Annotated in this window: 18 protein-coding genes and 4 pseudogenes; 13 read left to right on the forward strand and 9 right to left on the reverse strand. The window is 59.7% G+C overall.

Annotated elements, in window-relative coordinates; all coding sequences use genetic code 11:
- Positions 1-47: 47 nt before the first annotated feature.
- A complete protein-coding gene (locus ACZ51H_RS13435) occupies positions 48-512 on the reverse strand; it encodes a (2Fe-2S)-binding protein (RefSeq protein WP_464803277.1) in 465 nt (154 codons plus the stop codon).
- 436 nt (positions 513-948) lie between these two features.
- Here ACZ51H_RS13435 and ACZ51H_RS13440 point away from each other — a divergent pair, with 436 nt between their 5' ends.
- Together ACZ51H_RS13440 and ACZ51H_RS13445 are read left to right on the forward strand one after the other, a co-directional pair.
- A complete protein-coding gene (locus ACZ51H_RS13440) occupies positions 949-1,482 on the forward strand; it encodes an enoyl-CoA hydratase/isomerase family protein (protein ID WP_464803477.1) in 534 nt (177 codons plus the stop codon).
- On the forward strand, positions 1,397-2,041 hold the full coding sequence (locus ACZ51H_RS13445; RefSeq protein ID WP_464803492.1) for a hypothetical protein: 645 nt from the start codon (positions 1,397-1,399) through the stop codon (positions 2,039-2,041). The genes ACZ51H_RS13440 and ACZ51H_RS13445 overlap by 86 nt, the downstream gene beginning before the upstream one ends.
- A gap of 546 nt (positions 2,042-2,587) precedes the next feature.
- On the opposite strand, the pseudogene ACZ51H_RS13450 reads toward ACZ51H_RS13445, so the two are convergent.
- From ACZ51H_RS13450 to ACZ51H_RS13465, 4 genes and pseudogenes are all read right to left on the reverse strand, one after another.
- A pseudogene (locus ACZ51H_RS13450) lies at positions 2,588-3,787 on the reverse strand (IS256 family transposase).
- 925 nt (positions 3,788-4,712) lie between these two features.
- Positions 4,713-6,884, reverse strand: coding sequence for a putative bifunctional diguanylate cyclase/phosphodiesterase (locus ACZ51H_RS13455; protein WP_464803278.1), 2,172 nt, complete (start codon positions 6,882-6,884; stop codon positions 4,713-4,715).
- Between the two features lie 127 nt (positions 6,885-7,011).
- Entirely contained in the window at positions 7,012-9,141 is a 2,130-nt protein-coding gene (locus ACZ51H_RS13460) for a TonB-dependent receptor (RefSeq protein WP_464803279.1), read from the reverse strand.
- 159 nt (positions 9,142-9,300) lie between these two features.
- The gene (locus ACZ51H_RS13465) at positions 9,301-10,593 is read right to left on the reverse strand and encodes a cytochrome P450 (RefSeq protein ID WP_464803280.1); all 1,293 of its coding nucleotides are present in this window, start codon (positions 10,591-10,593) and stop codon (positions 9,301-9,303) included.
- A gap of 166 nt (positions 10,594-10,759) precedes the next feature.
- Between ACZ51H_RS13465 and ACZ51H_RS13470 the strand changes: the two genes are divergently transcribed.
- The 7 genes and pseudogenes from ACZ51H_RS13470 to ACZ51H_RS13500 all read left to right on the forward strand — a co-directional run.
- Complete coding sequence (locus tag ACZ51H_RS13470; RefSeq protein WP_464803281.1) at positions 10,760-11,308, forward strand: hypothetical protein; 549 nt, start codon at positions 10,760-10,762, stop codon at positions 11,306-11,308.
- Positions 11,309-11,446: 138 nt separating this feature from the next.
- On the forward strand, positions 11,447-12,238 hold the full coding sequence (locus ACZ51H_RS13475; protein ID WP_464803282.1) for an acyl-homoserine-lactone synthase: 792 nt from the start codon (positions 11,447-11,449) through the stop codon (positions 12,236-12,238).
- The gene (locus ACZ51H_RS13480) at positions 12,238-12,546 is read left to right on the forward strand and encodes an acyl carrier protein (protein WP_464803283.1); all 309 of its coding nucleotides are present in this window, start codon (positions 12,238-12,240) and stop codon (positions 12,544-12,546) included. Before ACZ51H_RS13475 ends, ACZ51H_RS13480 begins: the two co-directional genes overlap by 1 nt.
- On the forward strand, positions 12,543-13,409 hold the full coding sequence (locus ACZ51H_RS13485; RefSeq protein WP_464803284.1) for a class I SAM-dependent methyltransferase: 867 nt from the start codon (positions 12,543-12,545) through the stop codon (positions 13,407-13,409). The genes ACZ51H_RS13480 and ACZ51H_RS13485 overlap by 4 nt, the downstream gene beginning before the upstream one ends.
- A gap of 29 nt (positions 13,410-13,438) precedes the next feature.
- Entirely contained in the window at positions 13,439-15,208 is a 1,770-nt protein-coding gene (locus ACZ51H_RS13490) for a fatty acyl-AMP ligase (protein ID WP_464803285.1), read from the forward strand.
- A 157-nt stretch (positions 15,209-15,365) separates the two neighbouring features.
- Positions 15,366-15,920, forward strand: a pseudogene (locus ACZ51H_RS13495) (tyrosine-type recombinase/integrase); the annotation flags it as partial.
- An 83-nt stretch (positions 15,921-16,003) separates the two neighbouring features.
- Positions 16,004-16,147 (forward strand): annotated as a pseudogene (locus tag ACZ51H_RS13500) (hypothetical protein); the annotation flags it as partial.
- Between the two features lie 35 nt (positions 16,148-16,182).
- Here ACZ51H_RS13500 and ACZ51H_RS13505 read toward each other — a convergent pair.
- Positions 16,183-16,800 carry a TetR/AcrR family transcriptional regulator gene (locus ACZ51H_RS13505; RefSeq protein WP_464803286.1) on the reverse strand — a complete coding sequence of 206 codons (618 nt, stop codon included), beginning with the start codon at positions 16,798-16,800 and terminating at the stop codon, positions 16,183-16,185.
- Between the two features lie 169 nt (positions 16,801-16,969).
- Between ACZ51H_RS13505 and ACZ51H_RS13510 the strand changes: the two genes are divergently transcribed.
- Both ACZ51H_RS13510 and ACZ51H_RS13515 read left to right on the forward strand, forming a co-directional pair.
- The gene (locus ACZ51H_RS13510) at positions 16,970-18,028 is read left to right on the forward strand and encodes an alpha/beta hydrolase family protein (RefSeq protein ID WP_464803287.1); all 1,059 of its coding nucleotides are present in this window, start codon (positions 16,970-16,972) and stop codon (positions 18,026-18,028) included.
- Positions 18,029-18,169: 141 nt separating this feature from the next.
- Positions 18,170-19,543 carry a S41 family peptidase gene (locus tag ACZ51H_RS13515; protein WP_464803288.1) on the forward strand — a complete coding sequence of 458 codons (1,374 nt, stop codon included), beginning with the start codon at positions 18,170-18,172 and terminating at the stop codon, positions 19,541-19,543.
- A gap of 239 nt (positions 19,544-19,782) precedes the next feature.
- Here the strand turns inward: ACZ51H_RS13515 and ACZ51H_RS13520 are convergent.
- Positions 19,783-20,022: pseudogene (locus ACZ51H_RS13520) on the reverse strand (tyrosine-type recombinase/integrase); the annotation flags it as partial.
- A gap of 135 nt (positions 20,023-20,157) precedes the next feature.
- Here ACZ51H_RS13520 and ACZ51H_RS13525 point away from each other — a divergent pair.
- Positions 20,158-20,526: an ATP-binding protein gene (locus ACZ51H_RS13525; RefSeq protein ID WP_464803289.1), complete on the forward strand. Its 369-nt coding sequence runs from the start codon at positions 20,158-20,160 to the stop codon at positions 20,524-20,526.
- 91 nt (positions 20,527-20,617) lie between these two features.
- Here the strand turns inward: ACZ51H_RS13525 and ACZ51H_RS13530 are convergent, their stop codons facing one another.
- Positions 20,618-20,830, reverse strand: a complete 213-nt coding sequence (locus ACZ51H_RS13530) for a recombinase family protein (RefSeq protein WP_464803478.1) — start codon at positions 20,828-20,830, stop codon at positions 20,618-20,620.
- A 464-nt stretch (positions 20,831-21,294) separates the two neighbouring features.
- On the reverse strand, positions 21,295-21,570 hold the full coding sequence (locus ACZ51H_RS13535; protein WP_460988306.1) for a DUF3489 domain-containing protein: 276 nt from the start codon (positions 21,568-21,570) through the stop codon (positions 21,295-21,297).
- Between the two features lie 154 nt (positions 21,571-21,724).
- Between ACZ51H_RS13535 and ACZ51H_RS13540 the strand changes: the two genes are divergently transcribed.
- Entirely contained in the window at positions 21,725-22,639 is a 915-nt protein-coding gene (locus ACZ51H_RS13540) for an SUMF1/EgtB/PvdO family nonheme iron enzyme (RefSeq protein ID WP_464803479.1), read from the forward strand.
- The last annotated feature ends 82 nt before the right edge of the window (positions 22,640-22,721 follow it).

The following is a 22,721-nucleotide window of genomic DNA, read 5'->3' on the forward strand; positions in this document are numbered from 1 at the left end:
CACTCGCGCCGATAAAGTGCCTGCGTCCGAAAGCGGGCCGAGATGCATCATCCATGATTATCAGTCTTCGCTGCAAGATGGATCGCCGCCCGGATACGCGGATAGGTGCCGCAGCGGCATAAATTGGTCATCGCCGCATCGATGTCGGCGTCGGTCGGCCGGGGCGTGGACTTCAGCAGCGCTATGGCAGCCATGATCTGGCCGCTCTGACAATATCCGCATTGCACAACGGCCAGCTTTTCCCAAGCCGACTGTACCCGCCGTCCCACGGCATCCGCAGCGGCACCCTCGATCGTCATGATGCTGGCGTCCGCGACGGAGGATGTCGGCGTTACGCATGAGCGGCTAGGACTGCCATCGACCAGCACCGTACATGCGCCGCACTGACCCAGGCCGCATCCAAATTTGGTGCCTCGCAACGCAAGTTGCTCCCGCAAGCTCCACAGCAAGGGGGTCTCTTCGTCCGCCTCGACCGACATGCTGCGGCCATTCACGGTGATTTTTTGATCCATCTGGCGCATTCCGAATTAGTTACCAGCGACAGCTGGTTCCACTCTACATTGACATAACTCTCATTCTGGCGACGGTGCCAAATCTTTCGTCGCAGGTGCGCGAATGTCACCATCAAGGAGACCTATTCTGTCTACCGACCACCGGTCTGTACCCTCACCGCTGGACAGATACGTCTGACCACGTTGCTTGGCGAACGAGAAGCCCCGAAGTTGGAATGGGAAAGCAACGCAACGTGCGACATCTTCTCCATGTGTCCCGGGATCGCGGCAACAAGGTCATCATCCTGACGGAACCGGCGACGCCTTCCTGAACGGCGCGATGCCGCTCGAAGGCGCGTTCGAGGATCTGCTGAAGCCAACCTTCAAGGACGCCTGGTCAGAAATCATCTCCGTGGGCCAGCGGTTGATCCAGAATCACGTCGATGTCGAGGTACCGATGATCGCGGTCGTCAACGGACCAGCCTCGATCCATGCCGAGCTGGCACTGCTTTGCGACATCGTGATCTGCGCCGACGATGCCTATTTCCAGGATCTGCCTCATTTTCCTCTCGGACTCGTTGCCGGAGACGGGGTCCATATATTGTGGCTCGAACTGCTTGGCCCGAATCGCGGGCGCAGTTTCCTGCTCACCGGCGAGAAAATTGAGGCGGCTGAGGCTCTGGCGCTGGGCATCGTCTCCGAAATACATGCTCGCGAACGATTGAACGGGAGAGCAAGGGAGATCGCTGCAGGCTTGGCCCAGCGCGATCATATCTTCGCTCGGTTCTCGTTCAGAGGCTGCGCAAGGCAGTCGCGGACCTCTTGCCGCTTGGCCTGCATGCCGAATTTGCCGCTGCCATGGCAGACAGCGCGCTGCCACGCGCGGACGGCATCTCCTAGGACCAATGATGCCGCTTGGCCTAGCCAACGGCCTCGTTGGAGATCGACGGGCACAACAGTTCGTATCGGAAACAAGGTCCAAATACGATGAGTCCTGTCTTCTACAAGAAGAATTTGATCATCGCCCTGATAATGCTGCTCGTCGCCAAGTACATGGATCGGATGGTCATCGGGCTACTGCTACAGGATATCAAACGGAATCTGGGCTGAGCGATTCGCAACTGGGCTTGTTGAGCGGTGTTGCCTTTGCGGCCTTCTATGCCATCACAGGCATAGGCGTTGCGCGATGGGCCGACCGCGGCAACCGGCGGGCCACGATTGGACCTGGCAACACAGTGGGCGCGAACCGCACAGGTCCTGCGCTTGCGATCAGTGATCGCAAGTCCATGATGGAAGTTCCGCTCGAATTCCGCAACAGGTCGGGCATCATCACGGGCGACTCGAACCTGGAACTCGGCGGCGTCGATGTCGTCGGCAATTTGGACTATCAAAACGTCAACAATGTACTCAACCAAGACCGGCTTCGCGCGGTAAGCCTTGGCACGTTCCGCCTGCAATCGACAGCCGGTACCTTCCTTGACTCGGGCTATCGCACCGCTTCGATCAATGCTCCGCGTGAGTTCGGCGTCAGCGGCCGCTTTAGTTTCTGACTCGAGTCACATTGTTCCACGCGCTTCCGGGCCTCTTGGGGTTACCCCGGCTCGCTTCGAGCAAGCAGTCCTTATCCATGGCGGCTTTTGGCCCGTTTTTTGCTACCAGAATGACAAAACCTGCCTTTCCGTAGTTGGGATAGCAAAACTGGGCGCTGAGCGTCCACAAAGGGTCGGCGGCCGACCGGCAGCTTTTCTACGACCTGGCAGGCAGCGCAACCTGAACGAACGACCGGTTTGCGCAGGCCGATACGGCCGGTACACGGCAAGAAGTGGCGCGTGACAGCCGCTTCGACTACCGACCCAAAGTTGCCGTTCGAGGCGCAAAATCTCTTTCCCGACAGCGGACATTCTTCTTTGGTTCGACTGCCAGTCCGCAGTTCAGCTAATGGGGCCGCCCTTCGAGATTTCGCGATCTTCGCGCGCTCCGCTTTTAGCGAGCGGAACTCTTCGGGAAAATTTGCATCGACCTCAGTCGATCGTATCCAACGCATAGTGTAGGTTCGCCGACGTAGCCATGGCGATCTCCGGCTAGAGCCGGGTTGATCACGCTGCCATGGGCGGCAGCGTGACGAGCGGATCGTCGCCGATCTGGGCCACACTTTCGAGCGACATGTAGCGGGCTCGCTGGACCGCCCATTGGTCGTTCTGTTCCAGCAGGATAGCTCCCACTAGACGGGTGATCGCATCCTCATTGGGGAAGATGCCGACGACTTCGGTTCGCCGCTTGATTTCGCCGTTGAGGCGCTCGAGCGGATTTGTAGAGTGCAACTTCGTGCGATGCTGGGGCGGGAAGGACATGTAGGCCAGCACGTCCTGCTCCGCGTCATCCATCAGCTTGGCCAGCTTTGGCACCGCCGGTCGAAGCTGATCAGCCCCCTTGCGCCCCTGGATCGAGGCAGCCTCAGCGGTTTCCTGGGCGTAAGCGGTGGCGATGAGCGCGGAGGCGACCCGGTTCCGGCTCCGCCCGGCATGGGCAATGGCATTACGGGCAAAATGCACGCGGCAGCGCTGCCAGGTGGCGTTGAAGACGCGGAACACAGCTGCTTTGATGCCCGCGTGGGCGTCGGAGATGACAAGCTTCACGCCGCGCAAGCCTCGCCGCGCCAGATTGCGCAGGAAGTCGGTCCAGAAGGTTTCGGCCTCCGATGCGCCGATCGCCATGCCCAGCACCTCACGGCGGCCGTCGCTGTTGACGCCCACGGCGATGGTGACCGCTACCGAGACGATCCGCCCCGCCTGACGCACCTTGATGTAGGTGGCATCGACCCCAAGATAGGGCTAATCGCCTTCGATCGGGCGATCAAGGAACGCTTTCACGCGTCCGTCGATTTCCTGGCACAGCCGGCTCACCTGACTTTTGGAGATGCCGCTCATTCCCATCGCCTTAACCATATCATCGACGGAGCGCGTCGAAATGCCCTAGATATACGCCTCCTAGATCACCGCCGTCAGCGCCTTCTCCGCCAGCCGACGAGGCTCCAGGAAACCGGGAAAATGGCTCCCTGTGCGCAGCTTGGGGATGCGCAGCTCGACCGTGCCCGCACGCGTCTCCCAGTCCCGATCGCGGTAGCCATTGCGCTGCGCCTGCCGCTCCGCGCTCTTCTCACCATAGGCGGCGCCGGTCAGCCCACCAACCTCCAGTTCCATCAGCCGTTGCGCGGCAAAGCCAATCATCTCACGCAGAAAATCGCTGCCGGCACTCTTTCCCAGCAGCGCCTGAACGTCCATCATCTCCTTGATCATCGGGATCTCCATAGCTTGAGTTTCGCAACCCAAATCTATTCGAGATCTCTGATGGCCACCCGCGAATCTGACCGGCCGCTACTGCGCTTGATCGATGAGCGCGCGTCCGGTCAGCTTCGCTACCGTCGAGCGACCACGTCTCGGGGCACAACCATTACAGTCGGATTATTCGGATTTTTTACTTATCACTGCGACCTGTCGACAAGCTCCTACATTGTCGAGATAACATAATGGAAGCGCCTCCCATGGAAATTCGTCGACGAACGTACTACAAACATGATTCCGCTTAGTAATTGATTTGTCTGAGTTTATCGTTGTTCTAACGCCGAAAAGTCTAATTCCAGCTAACCGCTCAAATGAAGTGGTCCCGCTAGACCCCTCAGAGCATTTTCCGATCAATGAATTGATCGGTTGCCAGTGATCGCAGCCAGCGCAGCAAGGACCGTTTCTCCAATAAAATCGATCAAGCGTCTCACGCGTCGCAGTCACTGTTTTTCGCTCCGCACCGATAATCCCATGTTCGCAGCTTATAATGGGCTAGATACAAAAGTCATTTCGCATTTTGAGGCAGACGTGTGAAGCTGATGTCTCAATCCGGACCACTTCGCTATCTCTTTCAGATCCCGAATCCTTTATTATCGGAGGCATTAACCTGAATTCGTTCGGGCTAAGGCATCTGCGTCAGCCATTTACCACAGGCAACGCGATGATCTGCTACGGCGATTTGGAGCGCCACAGCCATCGAAGCGCACAAGGGCTCCCGACCTGTCAAAACACGATCAATTGCACGCTGGTTGATCCCGAGCGACTTGGTTGCCATCGCTGGGCCGCCCAAGAGCAGAATCCCTTCGGAGAACCGTTCGCGGGTCATTTCTTCCTGAGTAACCATGTGCTGCCAAACCCATGATGCCGTCCGAGTGCAGGACTAAGAGAGACGCGAGCCAATTTGACGGCTTTGTTCTCGCGAGGGCCAGGAAGTTCGCCGTAGGTTCAGCGGAACAACGCTCGCATTCTCGTTCCAGCCCTGAATCAAAGCAGGGATGCTCTCTGACGGCGCTGGTCTACCGAAGTAAAAGCCCTGTGCGTAGTTACAACCCAATTCGGCCAATCTGATCGACTGGCCTTCTTCCTCGATACCCTCTGCGACGACCTTCATGTTCAGGGCACGTCCCAAAGTTATGAGCGCAGAAACGATGGCGCTGTCACTTTCACGGACGGCTACGCCACTGACGAAGGACCGATCAATTTTCAGAGTGCTTATCGGAAGGGAGCGCAAATGCGAAAGCGATGCGAAACCCGTTCCGAAATCATCCAGTGCCAGTGGTATTTTACACGAATGCAGTTCGTCGATCGCCCTGCGGATGGTGTCGGAACCCGCGCCCAGAAAGACACCTTCCGTTATCTCTATTTCAATGTCATCCGGCTGAATGGCAAATTCTTTCATGTTCTCCAGCAGCCGTTCCGCAAATCGCTCGCGGCGCAACTCGGCCGATGACACATTGATCGCTACATGCCCATAGGCCAGCCCCTCCGACCGCCATGCCGAAATGTTGGAAAAAACCTGGCTGGTCATCGTCTGGCCAATCAGGTCCGCGACGTCATGATCGTCAAATGCAGCGTAAATCTCGGCCGGAGAGCGTATGACTCCGTGGCTGTCCCGCCAACGCAACAGCGCTTCGAATCCGACCAGCTCGCCCGTCTGCAAAGAAATCTTGGGCTGGTAATAGGACAGGATAGTGTTGTCCCGCACGGCCGTTCGCGCCCTGTTGATCATTGCAACCCGTTCCTGAACATCCTCCAGCAACGATTGCTCGAACATCTGCATACGCCCGCGGCCCAGTGACTTAGCGCGATAGAGGGCAAGGTCGGCATGGCGGAGCAGTTCCGTCGCGACCCTGCCGTCATCAGGAAAGACCGCTATGCCGACGCTGACGCGGCATTCAAGAGAGCGGCCCATCGCAATTAAGGTTTCCCGGATGTTGAGCACGGCACTGGCAAGGTCGGCAACCTGCTCTCTGCTCTCCACATCTTCTATCAATATGGCGAACTCATCTCCGCCAAGTCGCGCAACCATGGCGCGGCCAGCAAAGATGCCCAGCAAGCGGGACGCGAACCGCTTGAGCAGTTCGTCCCCGGCATGATGGCCCATCAGATCGTTGACGTCCTTGAAATTATCAACGTCGAGCAAAAGGACGGCCAGTTTCTTGAAGCCGGCCAACGCGTCAGCCAGAGCGTTGTCCAGCGCGACGCTGAATTTCGCGCGGTTCGGAAGGTCCGTCAGCGAGTCATGCTCGGCATTCCAGCGGATCTGTTCTTCGATCAGGACACTTTCGTGGATGTCCTCGGTATAGCCATACCATCTGATGATCTGCCCGCTGTCGTCCCGGCGCGGATAGGCCTGCGCGCGCATCCAGCGATATTGATCGTTGACCAGCAACCGCACACGCACGTCAAAGGGCTCGCCAGTGGCATGCGCCTGTGCAATGCGCTTGCCCACCGGCTCGATATCGTCGGGGTGCGTTGCGGAAAGCCAGCCGTCGCCTGACGCCTCGCACCTGTCCAGACCCGAATTCTCCAGCCAACGGTCGGTGAAGTCGATAATGCGGCCTTCCGCATCGGCGATCCAGGGCAGTTGAGGATTATATTCGACAATCAAACGAAGATTTTCTTCGCTGCGCCTGAGCAGGTCGATTTCAGATTGCTCTCTGGTGACGTCGACCATCGCCAGTTGGATCACCTGACCACGGACGGTGTCATGATCTATCCGCGCCGTCATGCGAAACTGCTTGAGCTGCCCTGCGCGATCTTCCAACGCGAGCGTGGCTTCTGCTTCCCCATCGCGCAGCGTCGATCGCGCCAGCTGGACAAGGGGCCTGCGCAGAGCAGGGCGAATGGTCCTCAACAGGTCGATCAGATGCTGCCTGCGTTCCCATCCCAGCGACAACATCGCGCCGTCATTGGCATGGCACAGTCCATCTGTGTCGAACACGCAAAGCAAAACGCCCGCCGACGCCAGAATTTGCTGGTCGCCATCCATCGAGATCCGGCTGTCCTGACACAATATACCGGACTGCCGCGATGAAATCTGGTCGTTCATCCTGCTCCTGCGAATTCCGACGTAAAACGCCAACTAAGTGATTATCATTGGCGACTTAAATTTTTGATTAAGGAAATGCTCCGAGTTGGAGGCTGCCTTCCTCATCGGAATGATTTTTATAGCGACGCTAGAATTTGGACGACAGGGTGACGCCATAAGTGCGTGGCAGGCCGTAGGCGGCGGTTCGCAGGACGCCGATCCCCGACCGGTCATCGGCATAGGTCTTATAGACCTTGTTCGTCAGATTATCGACCCAGGCCAAAACTTCCCATGCGTCATGGCGCAGGCCGAGGCGAAGACTGACCAGCGTCCGGGCACCGGATCTGAATGCATCGGAATTAGTCGGCTCAAAATAAACGGACGAACGATAATCCGCGTCTGCTCGCGCGAAGATGGTGCCGAAGGCGACTGGCACCTCATAGCTGATCGCGCCGTAACCGGAGAAATGAGGCGCCAGCACAAGGTCATTGCCGCTGCAATCCGTGCTGCCACCGCCGACGGAGGCAGGCACGCCGCAGGAATCGAAGCTCTTATAATGCGCGTCGAGCACAGCGGCATTGCTCTCCAGACGCAGGTGAGGTGTCAGTTGAAGCGACAGTTCGCCCTCCAGACCCTGAATCTGCGCCCTGCCAGCATTGGTCAGCGCGATGCCGTTACCCAGCACCTGCGAAACCTGAAGCCGGTCATAATCGGTATGGAAAGCGGCGAGATTCAGACGCGCGCGCTTGTCCAGCATCAATGTCTTGAGGCCAACTTCATAGCTCGTCGCCTTTTCCGGACGGGCCGTCAGCCCATTGAGCGAGGAGGCGATGTCGACGTTGAAGGCCGCACTTTTGAACCCGCTCGAAAAACGGGCGTATGCATTGGTGTCGGGCGCAATCTCGTAGGAAATGCTCGCGCTCGGCGAAAGGTCGTCGTCATTAGAACGGCCGTCGAAGGTCAGGTCCGGGAAGCCAAGGAAGGGGAAGATGCCGGTAACGTCGCCCTGCACGAAATGGGCGCGTTTCTTCTCTCTTGTGTAGCGGACGCCAGCAGACAGGGTGAGGCGGTCGGTCAGGTCGTAGTCCAGACGCCCGAACAGTGCGCCGCTTTGCGTCTTCACGCTGCCCATAGTGGTCAGCACCGGATTGCCCGGCACGCCAAGGTCCGCGCCCAACCCCAGACCTCTGGCCGTATGCACCTTCTGGTCGAAATAATAAGCGCCGATCAGATAACGCAGCTTCCCGGCACCGCCTGCGAGGCGCAGTTCTTCGCTGAAGAAATGCGACTTGTCGGCAAAATTATCGGCCGATACGAAGTCGACCTGTTCCTGATCGTCGTCCAGCGAAGCCTTGTAAGAGGAGTCACGATAGGCGGTGATCGACGTGATCGAAATATCGTCCGACGTCCACTCGCTCGTCAGCGAAATGCCCTGGCTGTCGCGGGACAGGGTGTTGGGCCGGTTATTGTTGATATGGTGCGGCTCTCTGGACGGAAAGTCGGCTGGATATCCCGCCAGCGCATCGGCCTGGAAAAAGGCGGGCGTGTCGCGATCGCGCAGCCCGTCCCATCGAACGAGGAAGGAAAGCTGATCGGTCGGCGCGAACTTGGCCGACAAGCGCCAGCTCAGCAGGTCGGTAGAGCCCGCATCCTTGCCACCGGACAAATGCTTGTAAAAGCCGTCCTGCTTTGCATAGGCGATCGACCCGCGCACGGACAGCTGATCGTTAAGGCGCGTACCCACGACCGCCTCGCCCCGGCGATAGTCGTAATTGCCCACGTCCAGACGAACACGGGCGCCCGGATCGGTATCGGGCTGCTGGGTTTCTATGTTGATGACGCCGGCAATCGTGTTCTTGCCATATTCCGTCCCTTGCGGGCCGCGCGCGATTTCAACCCGATCGACGTCCAGAAGATGCTGAACGAAATTTTCGGGCCGCCCGACATAGACGCCGTCGACATAGATGCCGACGCCCGTTTCCAGACCGATATTGCGGACCAGAGTGGAAATCCCGCGTATCGAGATCTGGCCCTGCAATTGGCTTGCGATGCCGCCGCTGATGTCGACGTTCGGCGCAATGCGCGTGAGGTCCGTGATCGTCTGCAATCCGGCTGCCGTGATCGAATCGCCCGAAACGCTCGTTACGGAAAGAGGAGCTTTCAGCAAGGGTTCAGGCACCTTGCGCGCCGTGACGGTGATGTCTGCGATCTGGTTCCCGGCATCGCTCGTCTGCCCGAAAGCCGCGCCGGAATATAGTAGTCCAAGCGTCAGTGGCATCAGCATTGCCCGCCTGCAACGAGGCTTGCCGGGTATGTTCACCATGAGATTGTTTCCGCTATTTTTTGTCGATCCTGCCTTCATGTTAAGCGGGTTTGGTAAATCTCTAGTTAAATGTCGCAGCCCGATAATACGGTACTGGACGATATTGGGTGGCCGTCAAAAGCGGGACAGTTCCACCTCTATCTGCCGGAATCCGTTGACGAAATTGGCGTGAACCCGGCGGACGCCGCCTACGACATTCACCTGTAGCCGCCGCTTGAGCAATTCCTCCAGCAACAGGCGAATCTGCAATTCGGCGAGCCGGGCGCCCACGCAGCGATGGATGCCATGGCCGAAGGAGAGATGCCGCCGTGCATTGGCACGCGACAGGTCGAGGCGATCGGCATCGGGGAAAACGATTTCGTCACGGTTGGCCGAAATATACCAGAGCGCCAGCTTGTCGCCCGCCGCAATGCGCTGCCCGGCCAGCTCGCAATCGGCGGTCGCCGTGCGCCGCATATGCGCGATCGGCGTGTGCCAGCGAATGATCTCCTGAACCGCGTTGGGCAGGAGCGCCGGGTCAGCCTGCAACTTTACCCGCTCGTCAGGAAAACGGTCCAGTCCAAGTACGGCTGCGGACATGCTGGTGCGGGTCGTGTCATTGCCGCCGACGATCAGCAAGGCGAGATTGCCGATAAACTCCATCGGGTCCATTTCGGACATACTGTCGCTGCGGATCATCATGCCCAGCAGATCTGCGCCGCACGGATTGCCCTTCCGGTCCGCCCAGAGCAGGTGGAAATAGGTCGCCATTTCCGTCAGCATCTCTCGCCTCACCTGAAACAGCTCGGGGATGCTCGCCGCTTCCATATTGCCCGCCCAATCGGACCAGAAGGTCAACAGGTGCCGGTCCTCCCAGGGAAAGCCCAGAACCGTCGCAAGCATGCTGGTCGCCAGTTCGATCGACACGGTCTCGACCCAGTTGAAGCGGCTTCCCAAAGGCAGGCTGTCGAGCACAGAACCGATATGCGCGCGCAGCGTGACCGAAAGCTCACTGATATGGGCGGGGGTGAAGGCCGGGGCGACGGTCTTACGCTGGGCGCTGTGCTCAGGTTCGTCCATGGCGATGAACATGGGGAGCTGGAACTCCTCCCCCGGCGCGGGATCGGCAAGCGCGATACCGCCATATTTCCAGGATGAGGAAAACAGGTCGGGCTTGCCCTCAACCTCCGCTACCAGAGCATGGGTGCAGATATTCCAGTAGTCACCACAGGCGGTCCCTTCCACGCGATTGACGGGCGCGGTTTCGCGCATCTGGCGGAACAGCGGCTCCCAGCTGCCCTGCGAATAAAGTTCCGCCCGGCTGGTATCGCCGGGAATGGCCGGGGTCCCGTCATCCTGTCCATGCGCTGCCAGCCATTCGTCGACCGCCTGATCTGCGGAAGGCTCTGTTCGATAGGTTGGCGACATAGTTCGGCTCGGTCCTCGTCATAGGTTATCGGGTAGGGATCACCTCCCCGCAATGACCGACGTTTTGCCTTTTCGCTGCTATGTCAAGCGCATACCGTCTGGCTGGCTTAATATCCTTTTAAGACCTCCACGGCATGACGTTAGGCATCCGCAGGCGAGAGAAACCATGAGCGAATATATTCCCAGCATTCGGCTCCGCGCCGGCAGCACTTCGGCCGCCGCCGATTTCATCACCCGCGTCGATGCAGCTCTTACGCTCGATCATCTGACGCGGCGTTTCAGTGAGGCGCTCGGGCTGCATGCGGCAAGCCACGCCTGCTATGAAATCCGCAGCGAAAGCAGGACTTACCTGTTTGGCGAGGCCGGCTGGGGCGGTCCTATCGTACGGCCGCCAGTCATGCCGCAGCTCTGCTTCCCCATCACCGGCTGGGATGAAAAATCCTATGAGGTGGAGATCAGGCTGTTCAGCATGCTGGAAACCAAGAGCGAGCGTGCAAATCTGCACACCATGGCGGTGCTTTATGTATCTCGTGGCATTGCCCTGCTCGACGCGCAGGACAATCTGACCGCCCCTGACCTGACCCAGACCGAGCTGTTCTGCCTGGACCAGCGGCGAGGGGGATGGTGCGACCTCGATATCGCAGACGCGCTGGGCCGGTCGGTTCAGGCGGTCCAAATCCACATCCAGCGCGCCATGCAGAAGCAGCTCGCATGACGTTTCCCACAAAAAATAAAACGGGTTAGCCAAGGGCGATTCCCTGAACGATTCCAGCGCTCACGGCCGCAACTTTCCAATGACCTTCCCCCAATGATGTGATACCGGCGGAACCTCGAGTGTCGGGGGGCTGCGGGTTTGATTCATCTGATTTCGAAAGAAAATTCCTACCTATACCGGGACGAGATTGAGGATTTGCACCGGGTCCGCGCGGACGTATTCGTCAAGCAGCTGGGCTGGGATCTGCGCGTCACGGACGGTCTGGAAAAGGATGAATATGACGACGAGCGCGCCAGCAACATGGTGGGCTTTTCCGTTGATCGTCGAGTCGTCATGGGCCTTCGTTTTCGTCCTGCCGATGACCGCTCAATGCTGGTCGATCATTTTTCGCAAGTGTTGCCCGCTGGCATCCGGTCGATCGACGATGGCCGCACCTGGGAACTGACCCGCGGCTTCTGTATCGAGCGGGGCATGCGCCGCCACAATTTGCGGCGCAAGGCCGCCTGCATGATTGCTCCGCTGGAACTTGCCTATGAAGCGGGCATTGACCGCTGCGTTGGGTTTACCGACGTGCGCATGCTCAGCTTTTGTTACGGCGTCGGATGGAAGCTGAAGCTGCTGGGCCCGGCCATTCACTACGGACAGGGTGACGCTGTCGCTTATGAGGTGGAGGTGTCGCGGGCGGCGCTCGATGAGATGCGGCAAATGTGGGGCCTGCCCCAGCCCTCGCACGTGACTATTTCCAGTCTGGAGGAAGAAGACGAGAGCGTCCACGGCGCTGCCGTCCGACTGGCTCAGGAAAATTCAGAGCTTCAAAAGATCGCCGCGCAGCCGGAACCCGGCGCGAATGCGAGACCGGCTGCCGACGCGCAGCCGGATGAATATTATGGAAAATTCGGGACAACCCGTTTGGCCAGAGGGGAAATGTGATGAATTCCGATCAGGTTCGGCAGGCATCGGCGGAAGAGATACAGGACTGGATTGTGTCGCGCATCGCCGGAATGGTGAATGTGCAGGCTGCCGCGATATCGGCCGAAGCATCATTTGACAGCTTCGGCATCGACTCTGCCAAAGCGATTTCGCTGATGGTGGAACTGGAAAGCTGGCTCAATCTGCCTGAAGAATTGCCGCTCGAACTATTGTTTGAGGCAGAAGCAATCACAGACGCAGCGCAAGGCATCGCTGCGGCGGTCAACGACATGACTGCCCGCCAGACGCAGGGTTCCACCGTCCAATGATGCAGGAAGATCAGCTCGAATTCGGCGGCTCGGCGGCCGCGATCCGTCACCATTATGATGTAGGCAACGATTTCTACTCGGCATGGCTCGACCCGACCATGACCTATTCCAGTGCGATGTGGGACGGCTTGCCCAAGGATGCCCCGCTGGAACAGGCGCAGCAGCGCAAGCTCGATTATCATGCGCAGTCGGTGGGCGCTGCGGCCGGGATGCGGATTCTGGACGTGGGCTGCGGATGGGGCGGCATGATGCGCACGCTGCGGCGCGATTATGACGTTGCGGAATGTGTCGGGCTGACGCTCAGCGAAGAACAGCATGCCTATATCGGGCAGATGGACATTCCCGGCATCGGCGCGGTCATTTCCAACTGGCATGATTATCGCCCCGACCGGCCGTTCGACGCGATCATCTCGGTGGGCGCTTTCGAACATTTCGCCCACCCCCAGCAAAGCATCGACGAACGGCGCGAGGTTTATCGCCAGTTTTTCCGGGCCTGCCGCGACTGGACCGATGGCAAGGGCCGCCTGTCGCTCCAGACCATCGCTTATGGGAAAATGTCGCCGGAAGACGCCAATCCCTTCATCTCCAACGAAATCTTCCCAGCGGCGGAATTGCCAACGCTGGAAGACATTGTGGTCGCGTCGCGGGGCCTGTTCCGCATCGAACGGCTGCGCGACGATGGCCTGGATTATGCCCGCACCTGCGAAATGTGGAGCAACAAGTTGCGCGCTGCGGTCAGGAGCGGCGTTGTCGATGCGTATATCCATCCCGTGGAAAAATATTCGCGCTATCTCCGCATGTCCGCGGCCGGTTTCCGCATGCGCAAGATCGGGTTACTCAGGATAGCCTTCGCCGCCGAATAACAAAAAACGGTTCGGGTTCGCAAAAGATCATGCAGATAGACTTTAGCCGTTCGATTATCGACATCGTTCTGGGCCATGAAACTACTGTGCCCCACCGGCCCGCACTCATTCTGGATCACGGGGATGGGCCGCTGAACAGCCTGACCTATGCAGAACTTGCGACGGAGGTTCGCCAGCTCGCTGGAGCCCTCACTGCCCGCGGACTGGCCAATAGCCGGATTGCCCTGCTTTTTTCGGCGGGCACAGAATTTGTCCTGTCGCTGCTGGCCTGCCTCGCGGTTGGCAGCGTCGCCATCCCGGTCGCCCCGGTGGGACGGCGGCGGGCGAGGCTTCAAAATATCCTGAACCTGCTGGGCAATGTGAGACCGGATGCCATTCTGGCCGACGCCAGCATGGTAAGCCAGTTCGGACAGGACCTGCCTGCCGGGGCTGCCGCCCGCTCCATTCGATATGTCGAATTTGCGGCTCTAAAGCAGGAGGCGTATCCTCTTTCTCCGCATCGGCTGGAACCCGATCAGCTCGCCGTCCTACAATTCACGTCAGGAACGACTTCCAGTCCCAAGGGGGTGATGATCACCCATGGAAACATCATCGCCAACGAAACGATGATCCGGGCAGCGTTCGGCCATGACCAAGACTCCCATTTCGTCGGCTGGGTGCCGCACTATCACGATCAGGGCTTGTTCGGGAACATTCTCCAGCCGCTATTTCTGGGTTCGACCTGCGTCATCAAGTCTCCGGCCGCTTTCATCAACAAGCCAATGTCATGGTTGCAGCTGATCTCCCGGTATCGCGCGCACACGAGCGGCGGCCCGAATTTCGGCTTTGACCTGTGCGTAGAATATGCCCTGCGGCGCGGGATACCCGAACTTGATCTCTCAAGCTGGCGTGTCGCCTTCAATGGGGCGGAGCGTGTCCGGCCGAAAACGCTCGACCGTTTCGCTGAATGCTTTGCGGAAGTCGGCTTTGACAAGCGAGCCTTCCTGCCCTGCTACGGGCTGGCCGAATCCACCCTTGTCACGATCGCGCAGCCCGCGCGCACCGAACCCTTGATCAACTCCTATGACAGCCGCGCTTTGGCGGACGGGCGGGCCGTGGAGACGAGCGAAGGCAACGCTGTGCTTGATCTGGTCTGCTGCGGACCGGCGATGGAGGGAGGCGAAGCGCGCATCGTCGATCCGGCGACCGGCGAGGTGCTACCGCACGGCGCCGTCGGCGAAGTCTGGCTGAGAGGACCGCACATCGCAAAAGGCTATATCGACAATCCAGAAGCGACAGTGGCCACATTCCACGGCCAGCTTGATGAACGAGGACCATATCTGCGAACAGGTGACCTCGCCTTTTCAACATCGGACGGTTTTTATATCGTCAGCCGGATCAAGGACACGATCATCGTCCGCGGCCGCAACATCGCGCCCAGCGACATTGAGCATATCTGGTCCGAAATTTCCCAAACCGTCGGCCAAGCAAGTGCTGCCGCCGTCGAGATCAATTCAGGCGAAGATCAGCACGTCGTCGTCATTGCGGAGGTTAAACGAACCGAGGCGCGGGATTGGTCGAGCGAAAAGCTCCAGAAAATGGCAAGCGAATTGCGCATGCTCGCTATAGAACGGCTAGAACTGAGTATAACTGATCTCGTGATCGTGTCTGACGGGACGATACCTCGCACAACAAGCGGCAAAGTGCAGCGAAAGCAAGCGGGTCTGATGCTGATGAATGGCGATTTAAATATCGTACGCGTCGCGGGACCACTAGCAGAATTTCTGCGCCCAATGAATCAACTGTCAAACTCATTTTGAGGTGTCAAAATTGGTATAACATAGGTGACATCGACCCTTGCACGAACCCGCTCTGCGGGAGGGTCGCTTGGGGCGCGGTAGTGCGGTAAATATGGGCCTTTAGCGGGGCGAGGTTGCCTCTGAGGTTGGAAGTTCATTCAGCGAAGAGGAACTTGCCATGATCGTCTCGATCAACACCGCTCCGATCAGCCCGCTGCGTCAGCGGATGCAGCACGACATGATGATGCGGGGTCTCGGCCCACACACACAGAAGGATTATGTCCGCCATGTGAAACGCCTGGCCGCGTTTCTTGGCGACCCTCCCGATACGGCGACGGAAGAGGATCTCCGCTGCTTCCAACTGATGCAACATGAAAGTGGCGTCCGGCCGAGCACGATCAACCGCACGGTGTCGGCGCTGCGCTTCCTGTTCACGATCACGCTCAAGCGGCGGGATCTGTCGCGGTCGCTGGTGATCACCCGCATCGTGCCGCGGATGCCCGAAGTGCTGAGCCTCGAGGAGGCCGAGCGGTTGCTCCAGGCGGCGCCGGGCATCAAGTATAAGGCGGCGTTGGGAGTGGCCTATGGCGCGGGCCTGCGCGTGTCGGAGGTAGCGCACCTCAAGGTCGATGATTTCGACAGCAAGCTCATGCTGATCTGGGTCGAACAGGGCAAGGGCGGCAAGGACCGCAATGCCGTGCTCTCGCCGCAGTTGCTCGAACTGCTGCGGATGACCTATCCCAACATCAATATCGACATCGCCGATGACAAATCGACTAAACTTCACATCTGTAAATCCGACGTTTGATAGAGGAATCTCGGAAGCCCATCGAGCAGGTCGCAGGCATGGTAGGTTTCCGCGATACCGAACGGATGCGGCGAGCATTTGTACGGGCGTTTGAACAGTCTCCCCAAGCAGTACGGCGTTCTGCTTCGGAAAGGCGCTCGCTTCGTTCTTGATGAAAGGAAATACTGCTGGTTGTTCACGGCTTCTTTCAGCCGTGCCTCGGCATCGCCAGGATCTTGCCCAAGGCCCGATCCCAGGCCGCGACCAGATCGAACCCCTGATCGGCGTGCAGCCAACGCAGCGTGAGGCCCTCTATCATAGCGAAAAGTTCGCGCGCGATTTCCAAAGCCCCCTCCCGGTGCGGCGTCAGCATTAGTGTAAAACCCTCCATCACCAATTTCTCGCGCTCGCGGACGAGAGCGTTCGCGGGGTGCGCGGGATCAGCCATGGCCTCTGCCTGAAGAACGAGGAAAAGGCGCTCGATCTCTGGCTCGGCGGCGGTCCGGCCCGCCATGAAGTGCAGGAGTTCAACGACGGCTGGAAACGACAGTTCTCCTTGCGTCCCGTCGGCCCGCGCCCTTTCCTGCGCAAACGCCTGCATGTCGGCGATCTCGCGGCGTGAATATTCCTCAAGCGCAGCGGCTAGCAGGCCTTCCTTTGACCGGAAATAGTATAACAGCGCGCCTTTGGTGATACCGCAACGGCTGGCAAGCTCCTGGATCGTGAAGCCATGATAACCCCGCTGTCCCACAAGGCGGATCGTCTCATCCAGAATCTGCGCCCGCCGCTCCTCGGGATTGCGCCGCTCTCTAATTTGCCTGCTCATGCCCCTTCCTGAGATTATATTGACCAAATGGTCAATAGGCGATAGCAACACTGCGGCGGATAGAGTTGGCGCGCCGTCGCTGCCGAAGGCCGTCTCGCTCAAAGAACGGGGGATGATAATGCGCCGTGTTTGGGATATCCTCAAGTTTACCGGTCGCTGGGTCGGCCCCTTGCTGATCCTGCTGGCGCTTTACCTTTATCTATTTCCGCTCGGGCCGTTCATGAGCGGCTTGGGTTTCGTGGTCGCCGTCCCCGCCGCAGGCCTGACGGGAGCAGCCTGGATATTCACCCGCGCCCGAAAGCGGCGAACCAGCCGCAAGATACTCGCCATCGCCACGCTGGCTGGGATCGTCGTAGCAGGCTGGCAGTTCGCCGAAACGAAACGTGGTTATGCCTATCATCAGGAGGCCATCAGTTTCGAGAATCGCGGCGCGCGGCTGGCCGGGGCCATGTACTTGCCGGACAGGCAAGGTCGGGTTCCCGGCATCGTCCTCGTTCACGGTTCGGGCGATCTTCCGCGGAGCAGCCAGACCGGAATGGCCCGCCAGTTGGTGCGCCGTGGCTATGCGGTAATCCTCTACGACAAACGCGGAACGGGAGAATCGACTGGCCAGTTCGAGAAAGTCCAGGCCCTCCGCCCGGATAACATCGATTTGCTCGCAAGCGACGCCTCCGCCGCCCACGACGTTCTGGCAGCGCGCCGTGAAGTGCGGCCGGACATGGTTGGGTTCTTCGGTGGCAGTCAGGCGGGCTGGATCATACCAAGGGTGGCCGTCCTGAATGGCCACGCGGCGTTCATGGTGTTGCTCTCCGGCCCGGTCGTATCGACCCATCACTGGCTGCAGTACGAGCGTTTCCATCTCGGACCGCCGAACGCAACGGTCGGCAGAATTCTGAGCGCCTTTTCCCGAGGCGATATCCCCAAGGACATGACCCCGGATCAGGCTTGGGAGGCATCGCAGAAGCGGCCCGTCGACCTTCCCTATGGGAATTACGATCCCGTCGCCGACCTGCGCGCGCTCAACATTCCCGGGCTGTGGTTGTTGGGAGATCGCGACTGGATGGTACCCTCCGAATCCACCGCACGCAATCTCGATGCCCTCCGCGCCCTCGGAAAGCCATATGAGTATCGCCACATTCCAGGAGCCGGCCACGCTATGTTGCCCAGCCCGGGGAGGCTGGTGGAGCGCACCTTGGAACAATGGCTGGCGCGAGTGACCAGTCGGTAGAGACGAGGGGGAACAATCATGTCTGTCATTAAAGGGCTAATCGCTTCTCGGTCCGCGGACAGCGTTCAACAACTCAGGCGGCATGTCGATAGGCCAAGCCTTGTGTTTGCTCTCGCCTTGACGCTTGGGGCGTGTACCACGGTGGATCACGTCGCCGCGATACGGGCGATGGACGACGCTACCATGCGCCGCGAGATCAGCACGCGCTTCCAGTACCCTCCGCCACGGCCGGTGCCGGGCCGCGTCGATGATCAACGCGCCGGTCGGATCGCGGACGCGACCTACTTCGCCGCCTTTCCCGATTATGACCGGTCCTATTCCCCCCACGCTCGCGCCAAGGCGAAGCGGCTCGCGCTACGCTTGCAGGCTGATGCCGGTTCGCTGACCCGCGACCAGTTCACGCTGCGCATCGCCGAGATCGCCGCGCTTGCCGATAACGGACACACCACTCTTCTTACGTTTGGCCAAAAGGTGCCGCGTATTCCGGTGCGCTTCTATCTGTTTGCCGATGGCCTGCACGTCCTCGATGCCGATGCCGAGCATGCCGCTCTGTTGGGCGCGCGTATCGATCGGATCGACGGGTGCCGCATCGACGATATCTATCGCGTCATCCGCCGCTATCGGGGTGGGTCCGAGGCGTTGCGCCGCAACAGTCTTGTGCCGATGTTGGAAGCGCCCGGCCTGTTGCAAGCTGCCGGCGTGACGGAGGCAAAGGACAGCCTGGTGGTGGCCGGCGTTCTCGCCGGCGGCGCGCCGTTCGAACGTCGCCTCACAGCCGAGACCAGCATGCCGTCGATACTCTGGCCGACAATGGGCCGCCTGTTGTTTCCCGGCCAGCTCAAGGGTGTCGCCACTGTGTTGCAGGGGCGCGATGACCTTCCCTTATCGCTTCAGCAGCACGATCGTGCCTATTGGTCCCACACGCTGGCGCCCAGCGGCTTCTACGTGCGAATGTTGCAGAATGTCGGCAATCCGATCGCGGCATTCGTGGAAGAGACCCTGACGCAAATCCGCAAGGAGCACTCGACCTTCGTCGTGCTGGACATGCGGATGAATCCGGGCGGCGATTACACCACGACCTACGCGTTCGCGCGCTCTCTGCCCAAAGCGGCGGGCGATGCCCCCATTTACATCCTGACCTCGCCCTGGACCTTCTCCGCCGCGATCACGACCATCTCCGCGCTGAAAGAGGAAGGCCGCACGCGCGTGAAGATCGTTGGCGAAAACGTTGGCGACCGACTGGATTTCTGGGCCGAAGGAAGGCCGTTCCTGCTGCCCAACAGTGGCCATGTGATTCAATTTACGGCCGGTCGCCACGTCTATAACGGCCCTTGCAATGATATCGATCAGTGCTTCTGGCTGAACTATCGCTACCCTGTGCACGTGCCCACGCTGCGGCCAGACATCGCCGCGCCCTGGACTTTCGCAGCTTATCGAGACGCGCGCGATCCTGCTTTGGAAGCCGTGCTGGCCCGAGAAGCAATCCGAACGGGTTCGAAAGCCGGTGGGCAATGAAGGCTTCCATTCAGTGGCCGACCTTGGCGCGCTCGACATTCCACGAACTTAGCTGCGCGTGAACGTAGAAGGGGCGCTGCGGCTGCTGGTCAGCTTTCTCACTCGGACCTGTCGAAAGGGCCAAGCCCTAAAAGTCTGCTTTCACCGAAAGCCGTCGCCCGGCGGCAGTCTCGCGAACAACGGCTTTGTTCCAGATGGGATGTGGGAGGCTCCTCGCCAAGCGACGAGGAGCCATCGGTTCAGATCTCGGTGTTTTCGGCAAGGGCAAGCGCATCTTCCACGTCGATACCGAGATAGCGCACCGTGTTTTCGATTTTGCTATGGCCGAGCAAGATCTGGACAGCACGGAGGTTGCCGGTCGCCCTGTAGATGATCGATGCCTTCGTTCGGCGAAGTGAATGTGTGCCATACTCGCTTCGCATCAAACCGACTCCCGTTACCCATTCATCGACAAGCCGAGCATATTGGCCCACTGAAATGGAGGCGAACATGATACCAGATTCGAAGCGCGGAGACACACAGCCTGAAGAAAAGGAAGAGCAGGATGAACTCCATAAGGTGCAGGATGATACGGCCATGGGTCCCGTTGCTACGGAGACTTTAGGGGGAAGCAAATGTCCGACGACGCCAGCTTGTTTTTCGATAATCGATTCTTGGAGCGTCATGCAGGGGCGATTATCCAAGATTCCGCCATCGCGATCGTCGAACTCGTCGCTAACTCATGGGACGCTTGGGCCACCCGCGTCGATATTGTGTGGCCCGAAACCGGCAGCGACCGCTATTTCGAGATTGAAGACAACGGTAAGGGTATGTCGGAGGCTCAGTTTCGCTTGCGATGGCGGACGCTCGACTATGACCGGAGTCGCGCCCAAGGGAATGCGATCACTCAAGGCAGCGGTGAAGCCGGTATCGCGATTGGGGCGGCTGCAATGACAGTCCAAGGTGCAGCGGCAATCAGCGGAAGGAAAGCAGCCGCGAAATGAAAAAAGCAGGACATCCCACCCGAAAGGCCTGAACCCTTCGAACGCATGCCCTGCCTCCTACCGTCCCATCTGCAACCTCAGGAACACCTCATCAAACATCCGGCCCTGGGCGACATCGGCCGGGCAAGAGACTGCCATGCTGGCCATTACCCCGCTCGCGCTTGATCCCGATCGCGGCGGCGCGCTTCTCCTGTACCGCCTCCCAGAGCGCCTGGTCGATGATCGCCGCATGTCCGCCTTCATGGATCTGGCCCTTATGTCGGATCTTGCCGAGATAGGTGGGATTGGAGAGCAGATGGTGCAGCGCCCCCCGAACGAAGGGTTAGGCAGCACCGCCCGGCCCTCGCTCTTTTGGCTGAGCGCATAAGCCGCGCACGCCTCGCGCTGCACGTCCAGGCTGTTGAACGCCTGGTCGAGTCCTTCCTCCGTGGATTTGCGAGTGTAGATGGCGCAGCGCAGCCGCTTTTTTTGCGTCATTGCTTCACCCCGAAGAAGCGAGGCCCCGCCCATTCGCGCACCAGCTGTGTGCCCGGCGCCAAGGCGGGCGCGGAGGCGACGCGCGTCCCCCCCTGCCCCGCTTAGTCGCCGGCGCATCTTTGCCCCTGCCCTGCCTTTGGGCCGCGCACTGCGCGTCAAAGGCGAGCGCACTAGCGAGCAGGCTTGAAGCGATGGGCGGCGGCTCCTGCCCATGCACCCTCTCCCACTCGGCCTTGATCGCCGTCGGTTTCATCGCCTCGATTTCGGCGACGCATGCCATTAGCCCCCGCATCAGGCCTGGCCTTCCAGATGATAGCAGGTCACCTCACCGCGCTTCCGCTTATCGGTCGCGTGACCCTTCTTGCGCGGGCCGGCTAGCGCGGCGCGGGTGGTATGTGGCAGCCTGCTGGTGGCGCTCGTCAGCTCATCGAGCGTGGCCCCGCTAGTCCGGCGGAGCATCTCGAGTACCAGGGCGGTCTTGGTGCGCGCGGCTGGCGCGGCGATGGCGGCCGGTGTGGGATTGGGAGCCGGTGCATCAGCTGCGGGCTGCTCAGTCTGAGGCGTCATGTCGTCGACCGTGGGTGCCAGATCACCCTTAGGCGTCTTACCGCCGCGAGCGGCAGAGTGATTTTGAAGGTGCAGCCACGAGCGCGAGTTCAAATTTGTAATGCCGTGCCCTCCTCGTTAGACAAGACATATGGATAAGGAAGTCTATTCCGACATGCGTTTCATCCCTGCCGGCAGTTTCCAGATGGGAGCCGACAACTGGTATCCTGAGGAGAAACCTGCTCGTGGGGTCCGGGTTGATGCCTTCTGGATCGATGAGACGCCAGTCACCAACGCCGCCTTCGCCGCTTTCATTAATGCTACGGGATATGTCACCCTCGCCGAAATCGCGCCTGATTGCAGGGATTATCCTGATTTGCTGCCGGAACTGGCACAGCCGGGCTCGGCGGTTTTTGAGATGAGCGCCCGACCCGTCGACTTTGCGGCGCCCGATTGGTGGGAGTTTCGCATCGGCGCAAACTGGCGCGCGCCGATCGGACCTAGCAGTTCGATTAAGGGGATCGAGGATCATCCCGTCGTTCACATCGCCTATGCGGACGCGGAAGCCTTTGCCGCATGGGCGGGCAAGGCGCTGCCGACCGAGGCGGAGTGGGAATTCGCCGCGCGTGGCGGACTGGACGGCGCAGACTATGCCTGGGGTGACGAGCTAGCGCCCGGAGGGAAATTCATGGCCAATTATTGGCAAGGCGATTTCCCTCGCGACAACCAGCTTGACGATGGATATCTACGCACTTCGCCAGTGCGGACTTATGCCTGCAACGGCCACGGCCTTTATGACATGATCGGCAATGTGTGGGAATGGACCGCCGACTGGTATGCCCAGCCCAAAATCGAGCGCAAGCCAAGGGGCGCTTGCTGCATTCCGGCAAATCCGCGCGGCGGAACACGCGGCGGCAGCTTCGACAAGCGCGCGCTCGCGCGCATCCCGCGCAAGGTTATGAAGGGCGGCTCGCACCTCTGCGCGGAAAATTATTGCCAGCGTTACCGACCCGCCGCCCGGTACGCCCAGCCGATCGACACAACTACCAGTCATGTCGGCTTCCGCTGCGTGGTCCGGCCAGCGCGGTAAGTAGGGAGCGCGGCCTGTCGCCGTAAGCGCCGCTTCTGCCATCGTGATTAAATCGCTTGCACTGACGCTGCGAAGATCCGCG

It is taken from the genome of Sphingobium sp. TomMM15, from assembly GCF_055397045.1.

Excerpts from the sequence above, each read along its gene's own strand:
- ACZ51H_RS13435 (WP_464803277.1), bottom strand. The coding sequence starts at position 512 with ATGGATCAAAAAATCACCGTGAATGGCCGCAGCATGTCGGTCGAGGCG.
- ACZ51H_RS13440 (WP_464803477.1), top strand. The coding sequence starts at position 949 with ATGATCGCGGTCGTCAACGGACCAGCCTCGATCCATGCCGAGCTGGCA.
- ACZ51H_RS13445 (WP_464803492.1), top strand. The coding sequence starts at position 1,397 with ATGATGCCGCTTGGCCTAGCCAACGGCCTCGTTGGAGATCGACGGGCA.
- ACZ51H_RS13455 (WP_464803278.1), bottom strand. The coding sequence starts at position 6,884 with ATGAACGACCAGATTTCATCGCGGCAGTCCGGTATATTGTGTCAGGAC.
- ACZ51H_RS13460 (WP_464803279.1), bottom strand. The coding sequence starts at position 9,141 with ATGCCACTGACGCTTGGACTACTATATTCCGGCGCGGCTTTCGGGCAG.
- ACZ51H_RS13465 (WP_464803280.1), bottom strand. The coding sequence starts at position 10,593 with ATGTCGCCAACCTATCGAACAGAGCCTTCCGCAGATCAGGCGGTCGAC.
- ACZ51H_RS13470 (WP_464803281.1), top strand. The coding sequence starts at position 10,760 with ATGAGCGAATATATTCCCAGCATTCGGCTCCGCGCCGGCAGCACTTCG.
- ACZ51H_RS13480 (WP_464803283.1), top strand. The coding sequence starts at position 12,238 with ATGAATTCCGATCAGGTTCGGCAGGCATCGGCGGAAGAGATACAGGAC.
- ACZ51H_RS13485 (WP_464803284.1), top strand. The coding sequence starts at position 12,543 with ATGATGCAGGAAGATCAGCTCGAATTCGGCGGCTCGGCGGCCGCGATC.
- ACZ51H_RS13490 (WP_464803285.1), top strand. The coding sequence starts at position 13,439 with ATGCAGATAGACTTTAGCCGTTCGATTATCGACATCGTTCTGGGCCAT.
- ACZ51H_RS13505 (WP_464803286.1), bottom strand. The coding sequence starts at position 16,800 with ATGAGCAGGCAAATTAGAGAGCGGCGCAATCCCGAGGAGCGGCGGGCG.
- ACZ51H_RS13525 (WP_464803289.1), top strand. The coding sequence starts at position 20,158 with ATGTCCGACGACGCCAGCTTGTTTTTCGATAATCGATTCTTGGAGCGT.
- ACZ51H_RS13535 (WP_460988306.1), bottom strand. The coding sequence starts at position 21,570 with ATGACGCCTCAGACTGAGCAGCCCGCAGCTGATGCACCGGCTCCCAAT.
- ACZ51H_RS13540 (WP_464803479.1), top strand. The coding sequence starts at position 21,725 with ATGCGTTTCATCCCTGCCGGCAGTTTCCAGATGGGAGCCGACAACTGG.